19 protein-coding genes and 1 pseudogene are annotated in these 19,494 nt (G+C 34.6%); 3 read left to right on the top strand and 17 right to left on the bottom strand.

Features of this window, described 5'->3' with window-relative positions:
* Positions 1 to 5: 5 nt before the first annotated feature.
* The 3 genes from GM661_RS17775 to GM661_RS17785 are packed head-to-tail and all read left to right on the top strand — an operon-like array spanning position 6 to position 3,069.
* The gene (locus tag GM661_RS17775; RefSeq protein ID WP_230867997.1) at positions 6 to 1,457 is read left to right on the top strand and encodes an NAD(P)/FAD-dependent oxidoreductase; all 1,452 of its coding nucleotides are present in this window, start codon (positions 6 to 8) and stop codon (positions 1,455 to 1,457) included.
* The gene (locus GM661_RS17780) at positions 1,454 to 2,695 is read left to right on the top strand and encodes an NAD(P)/FAD-dependent oxidoreductase (protein WP_230867998.1); all 1,242 of its coding nucleotides are present in this window, start codon (positions 1,454 to 1,456) and stop codon (positions 2,693 to 2,695) included. The genes GM661_RS17775 and GM661_RS17780 overlap by 4 nt, the downstream gene beginning before the upstream one ends.
* Positions 2,689 to 3,069, top strand: a complete 381-nt coding sequence (locus GM661_RS17785; protein ID WP_230867999.1) for a DUF1667 domain-containing protein — start codon at positions 2,689 to 2,691, stop codon at positions 3,067 to 3,069. Before GM661_RS17780 ends, GM661_RS17785 begins: the two co-directional genes overlap by 7 nt.
* An 87-nt stretch (positions 3,070 to 3,156) precedes the next feature.
* Here GM661_RS17785 and GM661_RS17790 read toward each other — a convergent pair.
* The 17 genes and pseudogenes from GM661_RS17790 to GM661_RS17870 all read right to left on the bottom strand — a co-directional run.
* Positions 3,157 to 3,468, bottom strand: a pseudogene (locus GM661_RS17790) (mannonate dehydratase); the annotation flags it as partial.
* 94 nt (positions 3,469 to 3,562) lie between these two features.
* Positions 3,563 to 4,843: a TRAP transporter large permease gene (locus GM661_RS17795; protein WP_230868000.1), complete on the bottom strand. Its 1,281-nt coding sequence runs from the start codon at positions 4,841 to 4,843 to the stop codon at positions 3,563 to 3,565.
* A 61-nt stretch (positions 4,844 to 4,904) separates the two neighbouring features.
* The gene (locus GM661_RS17800) at positions 4,905 to 5,369 is read right to left on the bottom strand and encodes a TRAP transporter small permease (RefSeq protein WP_230868001.1); all 465 of its coding nucleotides are present in this window, start codon (positions 5,367 to 5,369) and stop codon (positions 4,905 to 4,907) included.
* A gap of 106 nt (positions 5,370 to 5,475) precedes the next feature.
* Positions 5,476 to 6,474 (bottom strand): C4-dicarboxylate TRAP transporter substrate-binding protein, encoded by a 999-nt coding sequence (locus tag GM661_RS17805; RefSeq protein ID WP_230868002.1) that lies wholly within the window; start codon positions 6,472 to 6,474, stop codon positions 5,476 to 5,478.
* Positions 6,475 to 6,664: 190 nt separating this feature from the next.
* The gene (locus GM661_RS17810) at positions 6,665 to 7,354 is read right to left on the bottom strand and encodes a GntR family transcriptional regulator (protein ID WP_230868003.1); all 690 of its coding nucleotides are present in this window, start codon (positions 7,352 to 7,354) and stop codon (positions 6,665 to 6,667) included.
* Positions 7,355 to 7,769: 415 nt separating this feature from the next.
* Positions 7,770 to 9,257 (bottom strand): sodium:solute symporter family protein, encoded by a 1,488-nt coding sequence (locus GM661_RS17815; protein WP_230868004.1) that lies wholly within the window; start codon positions 9,255 to 9,257, stop codon positions 7,770 to 7,772.
* A 623-nt stretch (positions 9,258 to 9,880) separates the two neighbouring features.
* The gene (locus GM661_RS17820) at positions 9,881 to 10,444 is read right to left on the bottom strand and encodes a chromate transporter (RefSeq protein WP_230868005.1); all 564 of its coding nucleotides are present in this window, start codon (positions 10,442 to 10,444) and stop codon (positions 9,881 to 9,883) included.
* Positions 10,441 to 11,019: a chromate transporter gene (locus GM661_RS17825; RefSeq protein WP_230868006.1), complete on the bottom strand. Its 579-nt coding sequence runs from the start codon at positions 11,017 to 11,019 to the stop codon at positions 10,441 to 10,443. Before GM661_RS17825 ends, GM661_RS17820 begins: the two co-directional genes overlap by 4 nt.
* A 135-nt stretch (positions 11,020 to 11,154) precedes the next feature.
* Positions 11,155 to 11,424, bottom strand: coding sequence for a hypothetical protein (locus tag GM661_RS17830; RefSeq protein WP_230868007.1), 270 nt, complete (start codon positions 11,422 to 11,424; stop codon positions 11,155 to 11,157).
* 117 nt (positions 11,425 to 11,541) lie between these two features.
* Positions 11,542 to 12,156: an adenylyl-sulfate kinase gene (cysC, locus tag GM661_RS17835; RefSeq protein WP_125991837.1), complete on the bottom strand. Its 615-nt coding sequence runs from the start codon at positions 12,154 to 12,156 to the stop codon at positions 11,542 to 11,544.
* 170 nt (positions 12,157 to 12,326) lie between these two features.
* Complete coding sequence (locus GM661_RS17840; protein WP_230868008.1) at positions 12,327 to 13,769, bottom strand: ATP-grasp domain-containing protein; 1,443 nt, start codon at positions 13,767 to 13,769, stop codon at positions 12,327 to 12,329.
* Positions 13,770 to 14,111: 342 nt separating this feature from the next.
* Positions 14,112 to 15,401 (bottom strand): TRAP transporter large permease, encoded by a 1,290-nt coding sequence (locus tag GM661_RS17845; protein WP_230868009.1) that lies wholly within the window; start codon positions 15,399 to 15,401, stop codon positions 14,112 to 14,114.
* Positions 15,402 to 15,884, bottom strand: coding sequence for a TRAP transporter small permease (locus tag GM661_RS17850; RefSeq protein ID WP_205739311.1), 483 nt, complete (start codon positions 15,882 to 15,884; stop codon positions 15,402 to 15,404).
* Positions 15,885 to 15,947: 63 nt separating this feature from the next.
* Positions 15,948 to 16,952: a TRAP transporter substrate-binding protein gene (locus tag GM661_RS17855; RefSeq protein ID WP_230868010.1), complete on the bottom strand. Its 1,005-nt coding sequence runs from the start codon at positions 16,950 to 16,952 to the stop codon at positions 15,948 to 15,950.
* Between the two features lie 489 nt (positions 16,953 to 17,441).
* A complete protein-coding gene (locus tag GM661_RS17860) occupies positions 17,442 to 18,065 on the bottom strand; it encodes a TetR/AcrR family transcriptional regulator (protein WP_230868011.1) in 624 nt (207 codons plus the stop codon).
* A 35-nt stretch (positions 18,066 to 18,100) separates the two neighbouring features.
* On the bottom strand, positions 18,101 to 18,787 hold the full coding sequence (locus tag GM661_RS17865; RefSeq protein WP_230868012.1) for a hypothetical protein: 687 nt from the start codon (positions 18,785 to 18,787) through the stop codon (positions 18,101 to 18,103).
* Positions 18,780 to 19,355 carry a flavodoxin family protein gene (locus GM661_RS17870; protein ID WP_230868013.1) on the bottom strand — a complete coding sequence of 192 codons (576 nt, stop codon included), beginning with the start codon at positions 19,353 to 19,355 and terminating at the stop codon, positions 18,780 to 18,782. The genes GM661_RS17865 and GM661_RS17870 overlap by 8 nt, the downstream gene beginning before the upstream one ends.
* Between the last annotated feature and the right edge of the window lie 139 nt (positions 19,356 to 19,494).

Consider the following 19,494-nt stretch of genomic DNA (forward strand, 5'->3'; position numbering starts at 1 on the left):
AAATTATGAACCAAAAATATGACATACTAATTGTCGGCGGGGGTGTAATTGGTAGTGCAGTGGCACGAGAAATGTCAAGATACGATTTAAAAATCGGTGTTTTGGAAAAAAACCAAGACGTCTGTTATGAAACAAGTGGCAGAAATTCTGCTGTAATACATGGTGGATTTGCATATGATATAGGTACTCTCAAGTCAGAATGCTGCGTGGAGGGTTGTTTAGAATTTGATAAAGTGGCAAAAGAATTAGATGTTCCATTCAAGCGAACAGGCAAAGTTCTTGTCGGAAACACACAATCAGATTATGAAAGCCTACAAAACACAATTGAAAATGGCAAAATTAACGGTAGCATCGGCCTTGAAATGATCGATAAAGCACGTCTACATGAACTAGTTCCTGAAGTAATCGGTGAATTTGCCATGTTTTCTCCTAAAAGTGGGATTGTAGACCCTTTCCAATACACAATAGCATTAGCTGAAAATGCCAAAATAAATGGTGTGGATTTTTATTTTAATCACGAAGTAATTGACATTCACTGGGAAAAAAATAGTACTTATACTATTAAAACAAGCCAGAGTGATTTTAATACTCGCTGGGTTGTGAATTGCGCTGGCTTGGGTTGTGTGGAAATTTCAAAAATGTTAGGAATCACAGATTATCAAATCGGTGGTACTAAGGGGGACTATATTATTTTGGATAAAAAGATGGGCCCTTTACTTCCTATGCCTGTTTACCCTGTTCCTACTAACACATATATGGGTATTCATGTAACACCCACAATTGATGGCAACGTAATCATAGGACCGAATGCCGATTATGTAGATGATTTTACCTATTACGGTGTACCACAAAAAAATATGGATTATCTTGCACAAGATGCCTCTAACTTATGGCCACACATTCATAAATCAGATTACATTCGCAACTACTCTGGTATACAACCTAAGTGGCTTGATGGGGATAATGTTGTAAAAGATTTTGTAATTGAATCCCGCAAAGAAGCTCCACAAACTATCAATCTCGTTGGAATCGAATCTCCAGGACTTACCTCAGCACTTCCAATTGCACGCCGTGCTGTTAAATTGCTAGCAGAATGTGAAACATTACAGCCTAATAAAAACTTTAATCCAAATCGCAAAGGTATTGTTCGTTTTTCAGAGCAAAGTGATGAAGAAAAAGCTAGATTGATTGCAGAAAATCCTGATTACGGTGAAGTAATCTGCCGTTGTGAAAAAGTTACTAAAGCTGAAATTATGCAAACAATCCATAATCCTCTAGGTGTAGATACTATGATTGGAATCAAATATCGCACTCGTTCAATGATGGGTCGATGCCAAGGCGGTTACTGTCAGATGCGTATTGCCCAAATGATTCAAGAGGAACTTAACAAGCAAGTTACTGACGTACTCTATAGTCGTAACGGTTCAAACATGTTTACAGGGAAGGTGAGAGAATGAATATTGTTAACAAAAAAGTAATTGTTATTGGTGGCGGCCCAGCAGGGCTTACAGCAGCTGTAGAACTTTATAAAAAAGGTATTCATGATGTTCTTATTATTGAACGAGAAAAAACACTAGGTGGTATCCTACGTCAGTGTATACACGACGGTTTTGGCCTTACACGCTTTAAAGAAACCCTTAGCGGACCTGAATACGCCCAACGATTTATAGATGAGGTACATAAGTTAAACATTAAATACATTACAAACACTACCGTTCTTTCAGTCACAAAAGATAAGAAGGTTACAGCTTCTTCCAAAGACGGACTCGTGACCTTCCAGGCAAAAACCATAATCCTAACAATGGGTTGCCGTGAACGCACCCGTGGTGCCCTTGGTATTCCTGGCGAACGACCAGCAGGAGTGTTTACAGCAGGAGTAGCTCAATCTTATATAAATCTTCACAACACTATGATAGGTAAGGATGTTATTATTTTAGGTTCTGGCGATATCGGACTCATCATGGCACGTCGTATGACGCTAGAAGGCGCAAACGTAAAAGCCGTATTTGAAATTTTGCCATATGCAAGCGGTCTACCACGCAATATTGAACAATGTCTAAATGATTACAATATACCACTATACCTAAGTCACACTATTACCAACATTCATGGAAGTTCCAGGCTAACAGGCGTCACAATTTCTAAGGTAAATGAACACCTTAAGCCAATACCTAATACTGAAAAAGAGTATTCTTGTGACACGTTGATTCTTTCAGTAGGGCTTATTCCTGAAAATGAGCTTTCTCTTTCAGCAGAAGTCGAGCTAGATATGCGCACAAAAGGTGCTATCGTCGATGAAAATTATCAAACATGTGTTGATGGCATATTTGCTGCGGGTAATGTTCTTCATGTTCACGACCTTGTGGATTTTGTATCCCTTGAAGCAGAAAGCCTTGCACATGCTGTTGCTGCTTATATACAGAACGATATTTTTTCTACGTGCCATATTAAAATTAATACCAGTTCGGAAATCAACTATACTGTTCCACAGTATGTAAGCGGAACAAAAGATTTTAATCTTTCTATGCGTGTGAAAAAGCCATTCCAAAACAGTAGCATTGAAATTATTCAAGATAATTCAGTAATAAAATCTATCCATTTTAAAAAAATGATTCCAGCAGAAATGATTAAAATACCAATCAATCATAAGTTATTACAATCTGATAACGTTTTGGAGGTGCGTATAAAATGCTAAAAGAATATACCTGTATTATGTGCCCAAACGGATGTAATATTGCAGTAGAAATTAAAAATGAAAAGATCCTTTCAATAGAAGGCGCAGCTTGCAAACGTGGATATGAATACGTCAATCAAGAACTGACCAATCCTCAGCGCAACATCTCTTCCTCCATCCTGCTAGAAAATGGTATACTACCTCTAGTAAGTGTACGACTTTCCAAACCTATTCCTAAAGATAAAATTTTTCAGGTGATGGAGATTATTAAGAAAACAAGATTAAAAGCACCTGTTTTTATTGGACAAATAGCTATTGAAAACGTACTCGGATTGGGTAGTGATGTAATTATAACCAAAAACGTGATGTCTTCCTCAGCATCTGACAATATATAAAATAAAACCCCTTAAGATATTTTTTAATCTTAAGGGGTTTTCAGCCTCATTAAATATAGAACTATCAAATCTATTGTCACTAATCTTATAGCATATAACCTTAACACCTGCTTTACTTAAATTCTTAATTGACTCCTGATAATTCTCAATATAACGTTCCCTACTGTCAAGCCCGAGTTTAATATCTTCATGGACATTGACACTCTCAATACCTCCATCTTAAGTCCAGCCTGATTAATCTCTTTTTTCAATTTCATAATATCGGACAGCGGCCAGATCTCACCAACTGGAATATCCCTACAAGGCAGTAACTACACCCTCTACTCCAGGTATTTGTCTAATCTCTTGCAATGTAATATTATCATCCTTTTTCCCAAACCAGCGGAAAACCATCTTCACCATTATCACCCAGAATCCTTATTTAATATATTTTTAAAAATAATATTCTTATTCTTTTAAAAATACTTAATCAATTTTATCAGTTTAAATTACTTTACCCAAATATAAAGTTTGGTAAAAACAAAACAATCTGCGGAAATAATACTAGAATAACAACCTCCAATAAAATAGCAATAAAAAACGGAATAGATTCTCTAGTATATTTTTCAGTTGGACAATCTAAAATCGAACAAACTGTATACATTGCTATACCGACGGGCGGTGTCATTATTCCCATTGTAACTATTGTCATCATTAATATTCCAAAATGTACTGGATCTATTCCAACCTGTTGTACAAGAGGCAAAAATATTGGTGTAAGTAATAATACAAGCGCTGTCGTTTCAACAAACATTCCACAAAGGGCTAAGAATAATAAAATAATAAATATGAGTGAAATAGGATTTGTAGTTATGTTAATGATAAACCCAGAAAGCACCTGGGGAATTCTATCAAATACAATACCATAACCAAAAATACCCGCAAAGGAAATAATCAACATAATAGCTCCTAAATCTTCTACAGTAGTATCAAGAACTTTTAAAAATTTTTCCCATGTTAATTCCTTATAAATAAATACACCAACCAAAAGAGCATATACCGAAGCAAAGGCACCTGCCTCTGAGGGTGTAAATAGACCAAATCTAATTCCAACTATAAGAATTAATGGGAAAATTATAGCCCAAATGCTTTCTTTAAGAGCTACTAACAACTCTTTAAAAGTTACCCTACTAGCTCTAACAGCCATATATCCTTTTTTATTTGCAGTAATACTGACTGCTATCATTAAGAATATCATCATTAATATTCCTGGAATAAGTCCAGCTGCAAATAATCGTCCAATTGAAACCTCACCTACAAAACCATAAATTATTAAACCCATACTAGGAGGAATAGTTGCAGTTATTAATGAAGGCAAGCTTACAGTCACAGCAGCATAACCCTTAGAATATCCTCTTTCAATCATATCTGGACCTAATATTCTAGCTTCCATAGCAGCATCAGCTGTTGCAGAACCAGAAATGCCTCCCATTAAACTACTCAATACAACACTTACTTGAGCTAATCCTCCCTTCATATGACCAGTTAGCACTGTCGCTAATTTTATAAGCCTTGGAGTAATACCAGTCGCATTCATTAAATTACCTGCTAATACGAAAAAAGGAATTGCAAGCAAGGGAAACGATTGTGTCGCACTTACTGCTTTTTGAGCGACTATAGACAATGGTACAAAAGAATTTTGTAAAAAGAAAACAGCTCCAGAAATCCCAATTGTAAAAGAAACTGGCATTCCTAAAATAAGTAGTATAATAAAAACTAAAATAACATATGCCAACTCCTACACCCCTTTAAAAATATTCTTTAAATAATCTTTAAAGTCATAAACTAATTAATCATTAGTCATCAACAGTTAATACTTTTTTTATTTTAATAATACTAGTAATAACCATTAGAATTGATCCTACAGGCAAACTAAGTGTCACCCAAGAATAACTAATTCTAAGACTTTGGAATGTCCTTGCGGAATTTTCAATACATAATTGAAGACCATAAATTAATGTAATAAAAAGAAAAATTATTATCAAACAATAAAAAAAGATCTTTAGAAAGCTTTTAATTTTACTTGGGAATTTCGATATAATGAGATCTACCCCCATTAATTTATCTCTTCGAAAAGCTATATCAGCACCAATAAACACTGTCCAGGCAAAAAGTAATTGTGCTATATCTACTGACCAATTCAATGGATATTTTAGAGTACGCAATATAGCAGCAATAAAAACAAGTACAATTATAAGAAATAATGCAGATTTTGTTAAAACCTCTTCACCTAGACAAATATATCTATACAATTTCTTCATATTGCTTCCTTCCTTTAATTTATAATATATTTTTTTAGCCCCCCCTTTTTTAACTAATGTATATCAAAAAAGGAGGGTAAATCTATTAATCATTAGTAATATGTGTTTAATTATTCATTTGCTCCAATACTTTTTGTTTAACTTCTTTAAATCCTAGTACTTCATAAGCTTGCTCAGCTGCATCTTTAAATGCATCAACATCAGACTCAATAACCTCCATACCTGCTTCAATCATTTTCTTTTCATAATCATCAGCGACTTTAATAACATTCAGAGCCGTTTCTCTCCCAACAGTATTTGCTTCCTGTATAAGTATTTCTTGATATTCACTGGGCAATGAATTAAACCATTTTGTCCCAACTACAATACCATTAATCAAATGAATATGAGCTGTTTTGTCTATATACTTAATAACTTCATAAAGTCTTGAAGTATAAGTAGCTAGATGCTGAGCTTCTGCCCCATCAATTACTTTTTGCTGCATAGCAGTATATACCTCAGTCCATCCAAGGGCTACAGGAGTAGCTCCTAATGCCTTAATAGATTCTTGCCACACAGGCGCACCAGGAGTTCTTACTCTTATACCAATAAGATCTTCTGGCTTCATAATCGGTTTATTAGTTAGAAAATGTCTGGGTCCATGATACCAATTAAATGCTAAAACCTTTATTCCATGTTCATTAGCCAATTGATCCTCCCATTCATGGAATAAATTAGTATTTACTAATTTTTCTATCTCCTCATAATTATTAACTAAGTACGGCATCCCTATTATACCTATATTTTGTACATAATTTGCCATGCGGCCTCCATCAGTTAACAAAGCAACATTTACACCCATTCTTGTCTGTTCAATCATATCTTCATCAGAACCAAGTTGAGCACTAGGGAAAATTTGTATAATTAAATTGCCATCTGTTTTTTCTTCAACATTTTTCTTTAATTGCTTAAAGCCTTTTACAAGAGGATCAGATTCATTAAGCTGTGTAGAAAGATTCATAACATATTTTTTTGAGGCAGCATTTACCCCACCATTAATATAACTTATAAAACTTACCATTATCAATATTGCTAAAGATACTAATATTAATCTTTTTTTAAACATATTCATGCCCCCTATTTTTAGTTTAAAAAGACCACATATCTCCACTTAAAATGAAAACACCTCAACATACAAAAATTAATTAACCGCTTTATTTTCACCCCCTTGTTATAAAACTATAAAAAGCCTCATCTACTAATATACTAATATGTTAGCATATGTAATAAAAATTTTTCTCTATAAGAATATAAATTTATTGTTTTAGAAAATAACCTGGATATTCCATATTTAATTTATTACTATCAAACTTTATACGGCTAATATGTTTAGCTATAATCCTATCTGCCAACTCTTTATCTCCCTTCTGAATAGCTTCAACAATTTTCTGATGCTCAACTATTAATTCATTACCATTAAAGTTTGCTGCCAGGCTAAGAATTCTTGACCTGCTTACATGATTACTCAACTGTTGAATAGATGACCAAATATCCCCTTTATTACATCCATCAAAAATAATTTTATGGAATTCATTATCAAGTTCAAATAACTTAATATAGTTTTCTTCTTCAACATAAATCTCCTGTATCTTAATATTAGTTTTCAATTTTAAAATATAATCCTCAGGAAAGTCACTGCAAGCCAACCTCACAACGGCCCTCTCCAGATGTTCCCTCATAAATTTAGCCTGCTCTACCTTTTTCATATTAATCAGTGAAACATATGTCCCCCGCTGGGGATAAATATCAACCAGTTCATCTTCTGATAAACGAGCAAATGCCTCCCGTATTGGTGTTATACTAACCTCTAATTCTTTGGCTATCTTTTCCTTTTTCAGGTTCATGCCCGGTTTTAACCTGAGTTCTATTATGTTTTTCTTTAACACTTCATATACATAGTCTTTCATATAACCATAATCATTATTTTCATGTTTATGTAATTCCATTAATAATTCTCCTTTGCATATATCTTACTATATTAATATACTAACATATTACCCATAGAATAGTCAAGTAATTCCAAAAAATATATAACATAACATTGGAACAGTTCGGTTGTCATCTCAGAAGACCTTTTTATATATGAGTTAAGAAGTACAAAATTATTTTATCTCTACCTTACAGCAATTATTTAAAAAACAAAGGAGAAGGAAAATTTGCCTTCTCCCAGAAATACTCATATTTAGAAACTCCCGGACAATTGTGTATTAATAGATTCCTGCTGTAAAATCATTAATTTCCCCTTCATACTAGATAACATACCTGTAAAAATATATATTATTATAATTGTTGTAATAAAAATTTAATTAAATTACTCATCTTAAAAATGATTCTCTCAAGCAAGTTTTTCTTATAACTTCTTTATTTGGCTATAATGTCGCTAAAAGTTGGATCATCAGGAAAGAAAGTATCTATGTCTTCATCTACACTATGCTCTGTCAGTAGAGATACAATAACCAAAGCCAAAAAGGAAACAATCCAGCCTAGATATGATTCGGAAAATCCTAAAGGATTTTTCAGTATTGGCCCCCAAATAATTGCTGCAGAGCCACCTAGAATAATACTAAAAAAAGCCCCTGATGCAGTGGTTCTCTTCCAAAATAACAAACCCAACATTGGGAAAAAAAGACCAGCTGCCCCAAAGGTATAGGCAAATAAGACAATACTTAAAATAGAAGGAACACTATAAGCCAGATAAATGGCTAACACACCTAAAACCAGTGTTGCATAACGACCAACTTTAACCAATTGACGGTCATTAGCTTCAGGATTGATAAGTTTTTTGTAAACATCATTAACAAAAATAGCAACAGGCCCCATCAGACAAGAGTCAGCTGTTGACATAACTGCTGCAATATAGGCTGCAACTACTATTCCAGAAATACCCACCGGCAACAAGGTAAGAATCATATTAGGAGTTGCCAGTTCAGCATCAGCCAGCCCAGGCATTAACATTCTAGCAAACATACCAACCAGAGTAGTCCCAATAGCAAATAGAGGCCACTCAATGGGAATACCTGTTAAAAAGATTCCTTTTGTGGCAGTACCTTCATCCCTGGCAGCAACTATCCGCTGAAAAGCAGCTATAGAGATAAACCAAACCGGAAATATCGAAAGGAACCAGCCAATTGCCGTTTTCCAACCCACAGCTCCCCAGTTCAATAAATTAGCAGTTTCAGCAGAGGCACTAAACTGTTCTACCATCCCTGACCAGCCGCCAACCTTAACCAGTCCAATAGGTACCATTATGAAAATAATACCAACAAAGAGAATAACCATTTGAAAGACATCTGTAATGATTACAGCCTTTAATCCACCCATAACTGTATAGGCCAGAACTACTGCACCAGCAAGTATAATAGCAGTCGTCAGGTCAAAACCCATCGTTGCAGCAACCAGTTTACCTGCGGCAATAATCTGCCCGCCAACAAAGGCAAACCAGGATACACCAATTAAAAGAGCCGCAATTAACCCGGTCTTTTCATCAAATCTCTGGGTAAAAAGATCACCAATGGTTAACCCTTTAGTCTTATCAGCCCATTTTTTTACTTTAGGAACTAATAAAAAAGAAGAAAAAACAGCACTAAGACCAGATACAGCAATCAACCATGAACCTGATATACCAAGGGTAAAGCCCAGACCACCCATAGCAATACTGAATCCACCCCCCAGGTCAGTAGCTGCTGTAGAGGCGGTAGTCTGTAATAGATTCATATTTCTGTCTGCTGCCAGAAATGATTCTGCTTCCCCTTCTCCCTTCTTGTCTCTCATAATCTTATATCCGATATAAAGCAGAATAACAAAGTACAAAATCATCACTAAAATATCAATAGTACCTAAAATCTTCACTCAATCACTCTCCCTGTATTAATTTTAAAACCAAGAACCTAATCCATTACTACTCTTCACTACTCTTCTTTCACTCCCACTTTTAACTACTAAACTATCTGCTTCTACATACTCATCATAACTTAGAACTCTCCATTACACCATCTTTTTCTTTATTTTATCTCACATTTATTGTCAACTTTATGTCATATATTATTTGTTTTACATTATTTTATCACTTATATTGTATTTTGTCAAAGTGTTCGATGTTATGTCCGTGTTGCTTATTATAAAAAGGGTATTAATTAAAAAAACCCTATTCCAGAAGTTCTCTTCTAAAATAAGGGTAATTTTTTATTGGATTTTTCTATTTCCCCTTTACAAACTTAAATATTTGCTATATACTCTAGACATAACCTTTATAAGACTATAAGAAAATAAGAAAGGGGAGATTATCATGTTAAGGGATTTACTTGTTGTATTAGCAGTTATGGCTGTAATTATAGTTCCACAGCTATTACCATTACTTATTGCTAAAGAAAAATAGTTAATTGATCTTAAAAACCTCAACTTTATCTTAAGTTGAGGCTTTTTTATTTCCAAACTAGACAGCATGACAGACGAACCGTCCCCTTGTCATGCGGTTAATAGTTAAATACTACTCCTATGACCGCAGCCAGAATTATGTAAAGTATCGGATGTTTTTTGTATCTATTAATCAGATAGAACAAAATAATAAATAAGATGATTGATTTTAAATTTAGAAAATCTAAAATCCCCTCGTTTAAACTAAATTGCTGTAGGTTAAACAACTCCCCTTTACCCAGTTCAAAGGCTACAAAGGCAATTAACCCGGTAACTGCTGGTCGTATCCCCAGAAAAGCACCCTCAACAAGAGGGTGTTCATTAAATTTAGTAAAATAATGAGCAACAATAACAATAATTATTATTGACGGAGCTGCCAGCCCTATAGTAGCTACTAGCCCACCAAAGATACCCGCTGTATTATAGCCTACAAAAGTAGCGGTGTTAACCCCAATCGGACCTGGCGTGGATTCAGAAATCGCAATCATATTTAATAACTCAGTATGAGTAATCCAACCATATTTAACTATTAATTCCTGGAGAAAAGGCAGGGTAGCCAGGCCGCCTCCTAACGAAAACAGTCCTATTTTAAAAAACTCAAGAAATAAAATAAGATAGATCACCGTAAATCACCTTCACTCTTATCAAGACTACTACCTAAACCCTTATTCCGTTTAATTTGAACTATGATACCACCCAGGGCAGAACTTAGAATAACAACAACCGGTGATAATCTAAAAAAAGCAAGCATTAAAAATCCCAGAACAAATACCAAAATGCCGAAATAGTCCTTAACTGACCTCTTCCACATTTTTAGTACAATATCTAGAATCAAGGCTATGACAGCAATCTGAATCCCCTCAAAGGCATTTTGAACCAACTGATATTCCTGAAACCTCTGAAAAAAAGCAGCTATAATTGTAATAATCAATAAAGAAGGAAAAACCATACCAGCTGTTGCCGCCAAAGCCCCTAGGACTCCTTTCTGCCTGTAACCGATCATGGTTGCCGTATTAATGGCTATTATTCCAGGAGTACACTGTCCAATTGCATAATAATCAATAATCTCTTCTTCACTTGCCCACTTGCGTTCTTCTGCTATCTCTTTTTGAATAATGGGAAGCATGGCATATCCACCGCCAAAAGTAAAACCCCCTATTCGGCAGAAAATAAGAAAGATTCTCCAAATCTCCTTCATAATTATTTCATCCCCTAAGTCTCTAGATTATATCGAATCAATTATATCAATAAAGTAGCAAACTGACAAATATACTTATTTTTTATACCAACAAAAAACCCCTGTTAATCTCAAACAGAGGGAAATAACAAAATATTATAGAAAACTTTCTTTCTCTTCTAAACGCTCAATATGTTTTTGATTACTTTTGACATCTCGTTCAAGCAATTTCATTGAGTTTAAAATTCTTAGTTGATTAGTATTTAACTCCTGAATTGCTACCTCTATATTATCAAACCGCTTACCTACTGCTTCAAATCGCCTATCTATATCTTCAAATCTTTTCTCTATTGTAGCAAATCCATCTTCAACAATACCCCTTAGCCGTGCTAGCATATCAATCAATTGTTTTATTTCATCAGCCATAGAAATCACCCCCTGATGTTACTATTTATATTTTATCAAATTTCCATCTACCCTTCAATAACATCAGCAAAATATGACAGAGGGCTTCACTAAATTCCACCCTCGATACATCTTCTTTTAACTATTATTTAACATTCTTAATACTAAAGCAACCGATTCTTCTACTGTTTTATCCTTTGTATCAATTACTAAATCAGCCTCTTCAGGCTCCTCATATGGTGCAGAAATACCGGTAAAATCCTTTATCTCCCCGGCCAGGGCCTTTTTGTATAAACCCTTAGGGTCTCTTTGAGCACAGGTCTCTATATCTGCCTTAACATAAATCTCTTTAAAATATTCCTTTCCTATAAGATTACGGGCAAATTCCCTTGATTCACGGTAAGGGGATATAAAAGAAACCAGGGTAATCAAACCTGCATCTTTAAATAGTGCTGCTACTTCTGCTATCCTGCGGATATTTTCCAGGCGGTCTTCAGCAGAAAAATCCAGGTCTCGATTTAGACCACATCTTATATTATCCCCATCAAGACGGTAAACTGCCTTTCCCTGTTCCAGCAATACCCACTCAAGTTCCACAGCTATAGTGGATTTGCCAGAAGCTGATAGACCCGTAAACCAGAGTACCTGACCCTGCTGTCCCAGATTACGACAACGGTCTTCAAATCCTATCTTACCCTTATGCCAAATAATATTTTTCTCCTCTATGTCCTTATCCCCGTTCAAATCTACCATAGTCAAAAACAATCCCCCTATCCCTGTATCTCTTCAGCTAATTCTAGTTACAACAGCCATATCAAGCATCACTGACACATTATAATATATTGCAGTAAGCCAATAGAAGTGCAGAGATGTATAATAATCCTTTAGTATTTTCCCGCATTGCCAGACGGACCTTCCCGCTGTCACATAAGTTCTTGCATAAGAATCGGGTCTGGGTTAAGCGAAGAGAAAAGCTTTTTACGCAACTTTTTTTTCGTATTAATAAGATTAATTGCCATATGATCCAGGGCTATAGTAGATATAACTGACTGTATATAGCCTTCAATTAAGTTATCCAGGCTCAATCCCAGAGTATTAAAATCCCTACGGTCCATCAATTTAAGACGGCTCACATCACTTCCCCATCCATCTGATAATTTAATTGACAGGTTAGTCCCCAGCATATCCCATGATTTGTGGGAATCATCTAATGAACTGGTCAATGGAGATTTAGCCTTACGGGCATACATAGCTATTGGTTTAAAACCAGCTGGTGTTGCTGCAATCATAAACCTTAAATCTGAAACATAGATCTCTTTCCTCTTATTAGGAATTGTGCCGACATGGTAAAACTTCCCTTCAGAACTAATAGTACTCCACTGGTAATTCCCCACTAAACTCTGAACTATAAAATTTTTATAATGGTGCTCCAGAGACATAAATTCCGCCAGTTCTTCCTTATTTGTTATTGTATAAACACCTTGACCAGCATTACTATAAGGGTTTTTAATAACCGCGTGTCCTCCAAATCTACTAAGCCATAAAGGGATCTCCCTTAAATTCACATTCATAATCGTTTCCGGTGTAAAAATTTTCAAACCATGATTCTCAAGCTTACTATTGAAGAGGTCATATGCCTTGGCGGCAATTAGTTTATTTCTTCCACCTGCCAGACAGGCAATAATCGGGTTATAAATAAAAGTTTTAGTATAAACAGGAATACGGTTCCACGGTTTCTGAGTCACATAACGAAAGACTGCTCTGATAGGTTTCCAGCAACCCTGACAATCTCTTGCTTCCATTACCCCCTTGATAAATCTAATCCCTGGCTTTTCATCCCCTGTAAAATAAGATACTAGATAGACTTTTTCACCTGTTAATTCAGCAAGAACAGCTGCATAACCAGAAGCCTCAATATAGTTTTTATCATAAATAACAGCAAGGTTTCCTGCTGGTAATCTTCTGGACTTAATTAGCGGTAAAAAAGATTCTTCCAGTAAGCGTTTATACCCACCCATCTCTTGATTATCATTTAGTATCGGCATAGACTTTTGCCCTGAGGGGGATGAATTTGTTTCAATGACAATCATTTTTTTGTTACCTTCAGCTGTAGTAACATGAAACAGATCCGTACCTGTCCAATATATATACTTCGGCTTATATTCAATTAATGACATTAAATAATCAGCATCAATTAAGGGATTTAGGTGGCAATACCTCTCAACTATTCTTTCTTTGCTCATATTCATAAAATAACTTATCAAAATATGTGGTTGTGCATTCATGACTTTATGATAATAATGTTTGTCCATTACAAACGAATCAGGTAAAATAATCTCTGCTGGTTCAGAATACTTTATCTGCATAACATTCCTCCATCTATTTTTTATATATCTTAAAAATCAACCCCTGTCATTTATATAATAATACATATTACATCTTTATACAATACTTTAAAAATATACTAACAAAAATAATTTAATGAAAATTATATTAATTTAATATGTCCTAGACATTTATAATTTTGATGAGGAAAAAAATATAGAAATCGGAGCAAAATATAAAGAAACTTGATTAGGGGATAAGCTTTACCAACTTAAAAAATTCAAAAACAAATAGAGGATATCCTTAATCCTCTATTTGCTTTTCCAATAATACAGTCAACTTTAGATAATTAATCAAACAATCTAACTCTTAAAACAGTAAAACTATAAAAGGTCAGGGGCAATCAAGCGGGGAATAAAGAATGTTATATCAGGAAAAAAAGCAACCAATATTAAAACAATAAGTACCACAGCAATAAATAAAACAACTGCGTTAAATGATTTCTCAACAGATAATTCGCCAATCCTTGAAGCGATTAATAAACACAAGCCATAGGGTGGTGTTACCAACCCAATCGCCAGTGTCATTATTGTAACCATTCCCAATAATATAGGACTAATCCCCAGTTTAATTGCTATCGGCAGGATTACTGGTATAAATAAAATCATTGCTGGTATTGCATCCATAAATGTACCAACAAAGAGAAAGAACACAATGATAACAAACATAAAGAGCCAGGGCTGGGTAATGTAGGTAGTAAGAAACTGTTCTGCCAGTTTCTGCACCTGATAATAGCCAAAAAGCTCCCCTAAGGCACTGGCAGCAGCTAAGGCAAACAGAGATAATGAACTCAGGGTTAATGTATCAACAAGTATCTTTGGTAAGTCTTTAAGCTTCAGTGTTTTATAAAAAAACATACTAATAAATAGGGTATATAATGAAGCAAAGGCTGCAGCCTCTGTGGCAGTATACCAACCAGTAATTACCCCGGCAATTATAATTATTGGTGTTAGCAAGGCAGGTAATGTCTGCCTGGTAAGTTTGAGGAATTTTTTCAGGGAAGTTCTTTTATATTTTGGATAACCCTTTTTTAATGAAAGGAAATAGATAACTAGCATCATACCAAGCCCTGTCAAAATACCAGGTATGATTCCCGCTAAAAACAATGAACCCACTGAAGTATTTGTCAAACCAGCATAAATAATCATTGGAATACTAGGGGGTATAATAACACCAATGGTTGAAGAGGCTGCAGTTACGCCTACTGCTGTTTCTTTATCATACCCTGTCTCGATCATATTTGGTATTAATACATTTCCCACCCCAGCAGTATCAGCCTGAGAAGCCCCTGATATGCCTGCAAAGATCATTGAAACTAATACATTGGCATGGGCTAGTCCCCCGCGAATATGCCCTACTATTGCTACCGAAAACTCAATCAGCTTTTTTGATATTTTCCCCTGGTTCATTAAGTTTGCAGCCAGAATAAATAATGGTACAGCTAGTAGAACAAAGGAATTCAGACCATTAAACATCTTCATCACAACGGTAACTGCCGGTATATATGGTGCTGACAAAATCCCTGTTAAGGCTACAATCCCTATCACAAAGGCAATTGGTACACCAATTATTAAAAGTATAATAAATAGTCCAACAAGAATAAAGCCTAACATTTATTGACCCCCTTTTCTAATAGCCTGAACATTTTTTATTATATCTGCCAGAACATAAAAAGCCATAGTAATTCCCATGATCGGTAGGCAAAGGAAGACATAACCCATTTTAAAGTCAGGTAAAGCAACCCAACGGTAATTCCAGAAGCTTTTTGTTGCTATAATCCCATAATAAAATACAGATATATTAAAGAGTAGTAAAATAATATTGATAATTATATTAAGATAGATTCTTGCTTTTCCCTCTAGTTTTTCCAACAGTAAACTAAATCTAAAATGACTCTTTCTTTTGATCATAACAGAAGCTCCCATAAAGACTGACCAGATAAACGAATAATTGGCTACCTCCTCGGTCCAGATTGCTGCAATTCCAAGATACCGGGCAAAAATTTGTATTAATATAGTAATAAAAAAAGTGCTTAAAAATACTACCCCAAGGAATAACTCTGCCCTTTCCATGAATTTCACAATTTTATTTATCACTTTAATCACCACCTACTTTTATAGGTACAGGGTGGTAATATACAACCCTGTACCTTTAATTCTTTATTTTAGATTTCTAATTTGATTGAGTAAATCCTTAACACCTATTTCTTCTGCTGCTTCATCCTGTAAAGGCTTAGCTAATTCTATAAATGGCTCTCTATCTATTTCATTTACAAAGGCCCCTTCATCAATGGCAAGCTTTTTATATGCCTTTTCCTGTCTATATAACTCTGCTCTTTCTGTTATAACACACTCCCGGGCTGCTGTTAGAATAATATTCTGCTGTTCTTTTGTTAAGGAGTCAAACTTATGTCCATTGATTAATAAGAATCTGGTAGTGTAATCATGCCCGGTCTCTGTTATGTATTTACCATTTGATGTTTTGTGGTGATTCTGCTGGACAAAATATGGATAGGCATTTTCAGCAGCATCTACTACGTTTTGCTGTAAGGCCTGGTAGAGTTCTCCCCAGGCTACTGCAGTAGGTATAGCACCTGTTTTCTTCCAGAAGTTTGCTACAACACCTGAAGTCTGTGTTCTTATCTTCATTCCATCTAGGTCAGCCATTGACTGTATAGGCTTTTTACCGTAATAATGCCTGACACCTGCTGACCAATAACCAATAAGTTTAAAGTCATTGTATGATTTTTCATTAACAATCCTGGCCATTTCTTCTCCAACTTTTCCATCAACTACTGTCTCCCAGTGTTCATAGCTATCAAATAAATATGGCAGGGCAAATAATTGTATCTCACCGATACCAGTTTTAGTCATAAACCCAGGAGAAACCAGTACAACATCAGCAGCCCGCAGTTTCAATTTTTCAACTAATTCAGCCTCACTAGTACCAAGCGTTCCTGCATGAACATCAACCTGAATACTTCCAGCAGATAATTCTTCCACTACTTTTTTAAAGCTCAACAACCCTATTTGATAAGGATTTTCAGGGGATGTCTGATTATGAGCAGCAACAATCTTCAAATTTCCTTTCGCACCAACACTATTTGTAAAAGTCATAACAGCTAATACTACAATTAACAATAAAGCAAATCTTTTATTAATCATCTGTTTTCCTCCCTGTTTTTAAGATTATAACCTCTCTCTTTTTGGATACTAAATTACAATAATCACCCCCTTCGCTTTTTTATTATATAAAACTCTTTTTTATTTTTATTGCAAAAAATAAACTCCCATTTTATCTAATAGAGTTATCTTTTACAATAATAATTAATTTTTATAATACTTAACACTTAATTATTCCAAACTATATCATTCCAAAATATTTCATCTGATTTACATTTGTTTTAAGTTATATCTTCAATATATTACATAATTCTATATATTTTATTATTTTCCTGCAAAAAAATGGGATTTAATTAAAAATTATAACTCATAATAAAAAACTATATCTTATTATCCTTTAAAACCTCAAACATGTATATTCTAGAAATAATTTTAAAATCTTTATAAAAAAAATTCACCCTATTGTTAGTAAATTTTATGCTTTCATCTACTAACAGGTGAATAATCCTGCTCTATAGAAAAACTTAATTTTTAGATGCTTTCTAAAATCTTCAAGACCCCTTTATCAAGTCCCAGTACCCTTTCTAAAAGTTCTTCAATAGCCTTTATTTTTTCGTTAAAAACCCCTTTATTCTGGAAATTTTTAAGGTTAATATGCATGAACCTATCTATACCAATAAAAATAATCTCTGTTATTTCCTGATAATATTCGCATTTAAAAAGTTCATCCTGAACACCTTCCTCAACAATCTGTAGTATAATATCTTTAAATATCTTATGAAATAATTCATCCCTTTTTTGATGTATTTTTGCATTACTATCCAAATCAAAGTAATGAAAAATCTTTTTATCCTCAGGTGCCTTAAGAAATAAAATCTTCATTACCCTTTCCATTTTTTCTACCGCATTCAGCTCTTTATCATTTAGTACTGTCTCTGCCTTTTTTTGGCCTTTATTCAATCTCCTTTCAACAATAGCAACAATAATGCTTTCTTTTGTGGCAAAATGATAATAAAATGTCCCTTTAGCTATCCCAACCTCATTAACAATATCACCTACTGTAGTATTATCAAAACCATCTTCCATAAATAACCTCTCTGCTGCATCAATGATTTCATTCTTTCTCTCTGCCGGGTCTTTAGATATTCTAAGCAAAGTAACCATCCTTTCACACTTAACTAAATTTCATTTTATTCAGTATCCTGATAGGGCATAGCATATAGTTTTTTATGAACATTATATTTCCTGGCCTGAAACCACCAACCAAAATTTAAAATAGTCAAGTACAGCCATTTGGGGGCCAGAGGTTTATTTAAAAGACTCAAAACATCTTCAGGCAAAGACTCACCTTTAGCAAGTCTTCCGGCAGCCATATCGAGACCTATTACCATGTTTTTAAGTAGACCTTGCTTATCTTCCAACACCTGCTTTCCTATTGCCGGACCTCCCCCTATTTTTAGGCCACCAAGCCATTTAAAATCCACTTTTCTGGTAAAGTTAAGACAGATTTTCAAGGCAGTATCATTTTGAACTGGTTCCGGGAAACCGGAATTAATCACTGCCAGAAACCCTTGCTTATTTCCTGTCTTTTTAGTACAACATTTTTCAGCAATTACCTCCATTGCCTCTATTACAATCGAAGGCAGTGAATCTACATAAAGTGGGGATGTCAGAACTATTATCTCACTCTCCCGGATTAACTCCATTAAGGAAACCAAAGACTTATTATTAGAGCTATTAAAGTCCCTTAACAAATACTCTTTAACCATAAAACCATTATCAAGCATTTTATTCGAAAGATAACTCCCTATCTTATAGGAATTGCTCTTTAAACCCCTGGGACTACCTACCAATAAGAGACACTGCTTTTTATTCACTTCTCCCACCTACTTCCAGACAAATTCTATTTACAGCCTTATCTAGGTCTTCTGCTGAGTCATTAGTATATAAAAAGAAAGTCTTATGTACAGGTGAGTACATATTAATAGCCATACGGGCAAGCAACTGACTAAAGATTCCTTCAACCTCATCATCCTTTTTTTCTAACAAACCAACTGCCATAAGTTCAGGGTATTTTTCATATCTTGCCTTATGATGTATTTCACCATTTGTTTTTCTAAAATGAGGTAAAAGATTAGGAATTAGTCTATCAATGCCCCTTTTTAAAGTAGATGAAACCCCGCCAAATATAACCGGTGTTAATAATATAAGCAGCTCACTATTTATAACTTTTTTGGCTATCTCCCTTCCTTCATCATCAATTATACAGATTCCCGGTGTTTTTACCCAGCAGGCAAAACATCCCCTGCAGGGCGCTATCTCCTTATCTTTCAAGTCAATAACCTCCAGTCCAGGCCTACCTTTCATTCCAGTTACCAATTTCTTCACAATATTATTATAAATATTGTTTATTCCATTTAAACCATTTAAAACAAGTATACTCATTGAATATCACCTCTTTGACTGACTATCAGTCAGTTGTATTATATCTATAGTAACATATGACTGACTATCAGTCAATAGTTAAATCTCAGCAAATCAAGCTTACCCTCTTAAGCAAACACTTGTATGGTATAAAATATTG

The organism is Iocasia fonsfrigidae (assembly GCF_017751145.1).
Lineage (GTDB): Bacteria > Bacillota > Halanaerobiia > Halanaerobiales > DTU029 > Iocasia > Iocasia fonsfrigidae.

Coding starts and splice junctions, on each gene's coding strand:
- GM661_RS17775 (WP_230867997.1), top strand. CDS start 6: ATGAACCAAAAATATGACATACTAATTGTCGGCGGGGGTGTAATTGGT.
- GM661_RS17780 (WP_230867998.1), top strand. CDS start 1,454: ATGAATATTGTTAACAAAAAAGTAATTGTTATTGGTGGCGGCCCAGCA.
- GM661_RS17785 (WP_230867999.1), top strand. CDS start 2,689: ATGCTAAAAGAATATACCTGTATTATGTGCCCAAACGGATGTAATATT.
- GM661_RS17800 (WP_230868001.1), bottom strand. CDS start 5,369: ATGAAGAAATTGTATAGATATATTTGTCTAGGTGAAGAGGTTTTAACA.
- GM661_RS17805 (WP_230868002.1), bottom strand. CDS start 6,474: ATGTTTAAAAAAAGATTAATATTAGTATCTTTAGCAATATTGATAATG.
- GM661_RS17810 (WP_230868003.1), bottom strand. CDS start 7,354: ATGGAATTACATAAACATGAAAATAATGATTATGGTTATATGAAAGAC.
- GM661_RS17825 (WP_230868006.1), bottom strand. CDS start 11,019: ATGAAGGAGATTTGGAGAATCTTTCTTATTTTCTGCCGAATAGGGGGT.
- GM661_RS17830 (WP_230868007.1), bottom strand. CDS start 11,424: ATGGCTGATGAAATAAAACAATTGATTGATATGCTAGCACGGCTAAGG.
- cysC (WP_125991837.1), bottom strand. CDS start 12,156: ATGGTAGATTTGAACGGGGATAAGGACATAGAGGAGAAAAATATTATT.
- GM661_RS17840 (WP_230868008.1), bottom strand. CDS start 13,769: ATGCAGATAAAGTATTCTGAACCAGCAGAGATTATTTTACCTGATTCG.
- GM661_RS17845 (WP_230868009.1), bottom strand. CDS start 15,401: ATGTTAGGCTTTATTCTTGTTGGACTATTTATTATACTTTTAATAATT.
- GM661_RS17855 (WP_230868010.1), bottom strand. CDS start 16,952: ATGATTAATAAAAGATTTGCTTTATTGTTAATTGTAGTATTAGCTGTT.
- GM661_RS17870 (WP_230868013.1), bottom strand. CDS start 19,355: ATGAGTATACTTGTTTTAAATGGTTTAAATGGAATAAACAATATTTAT.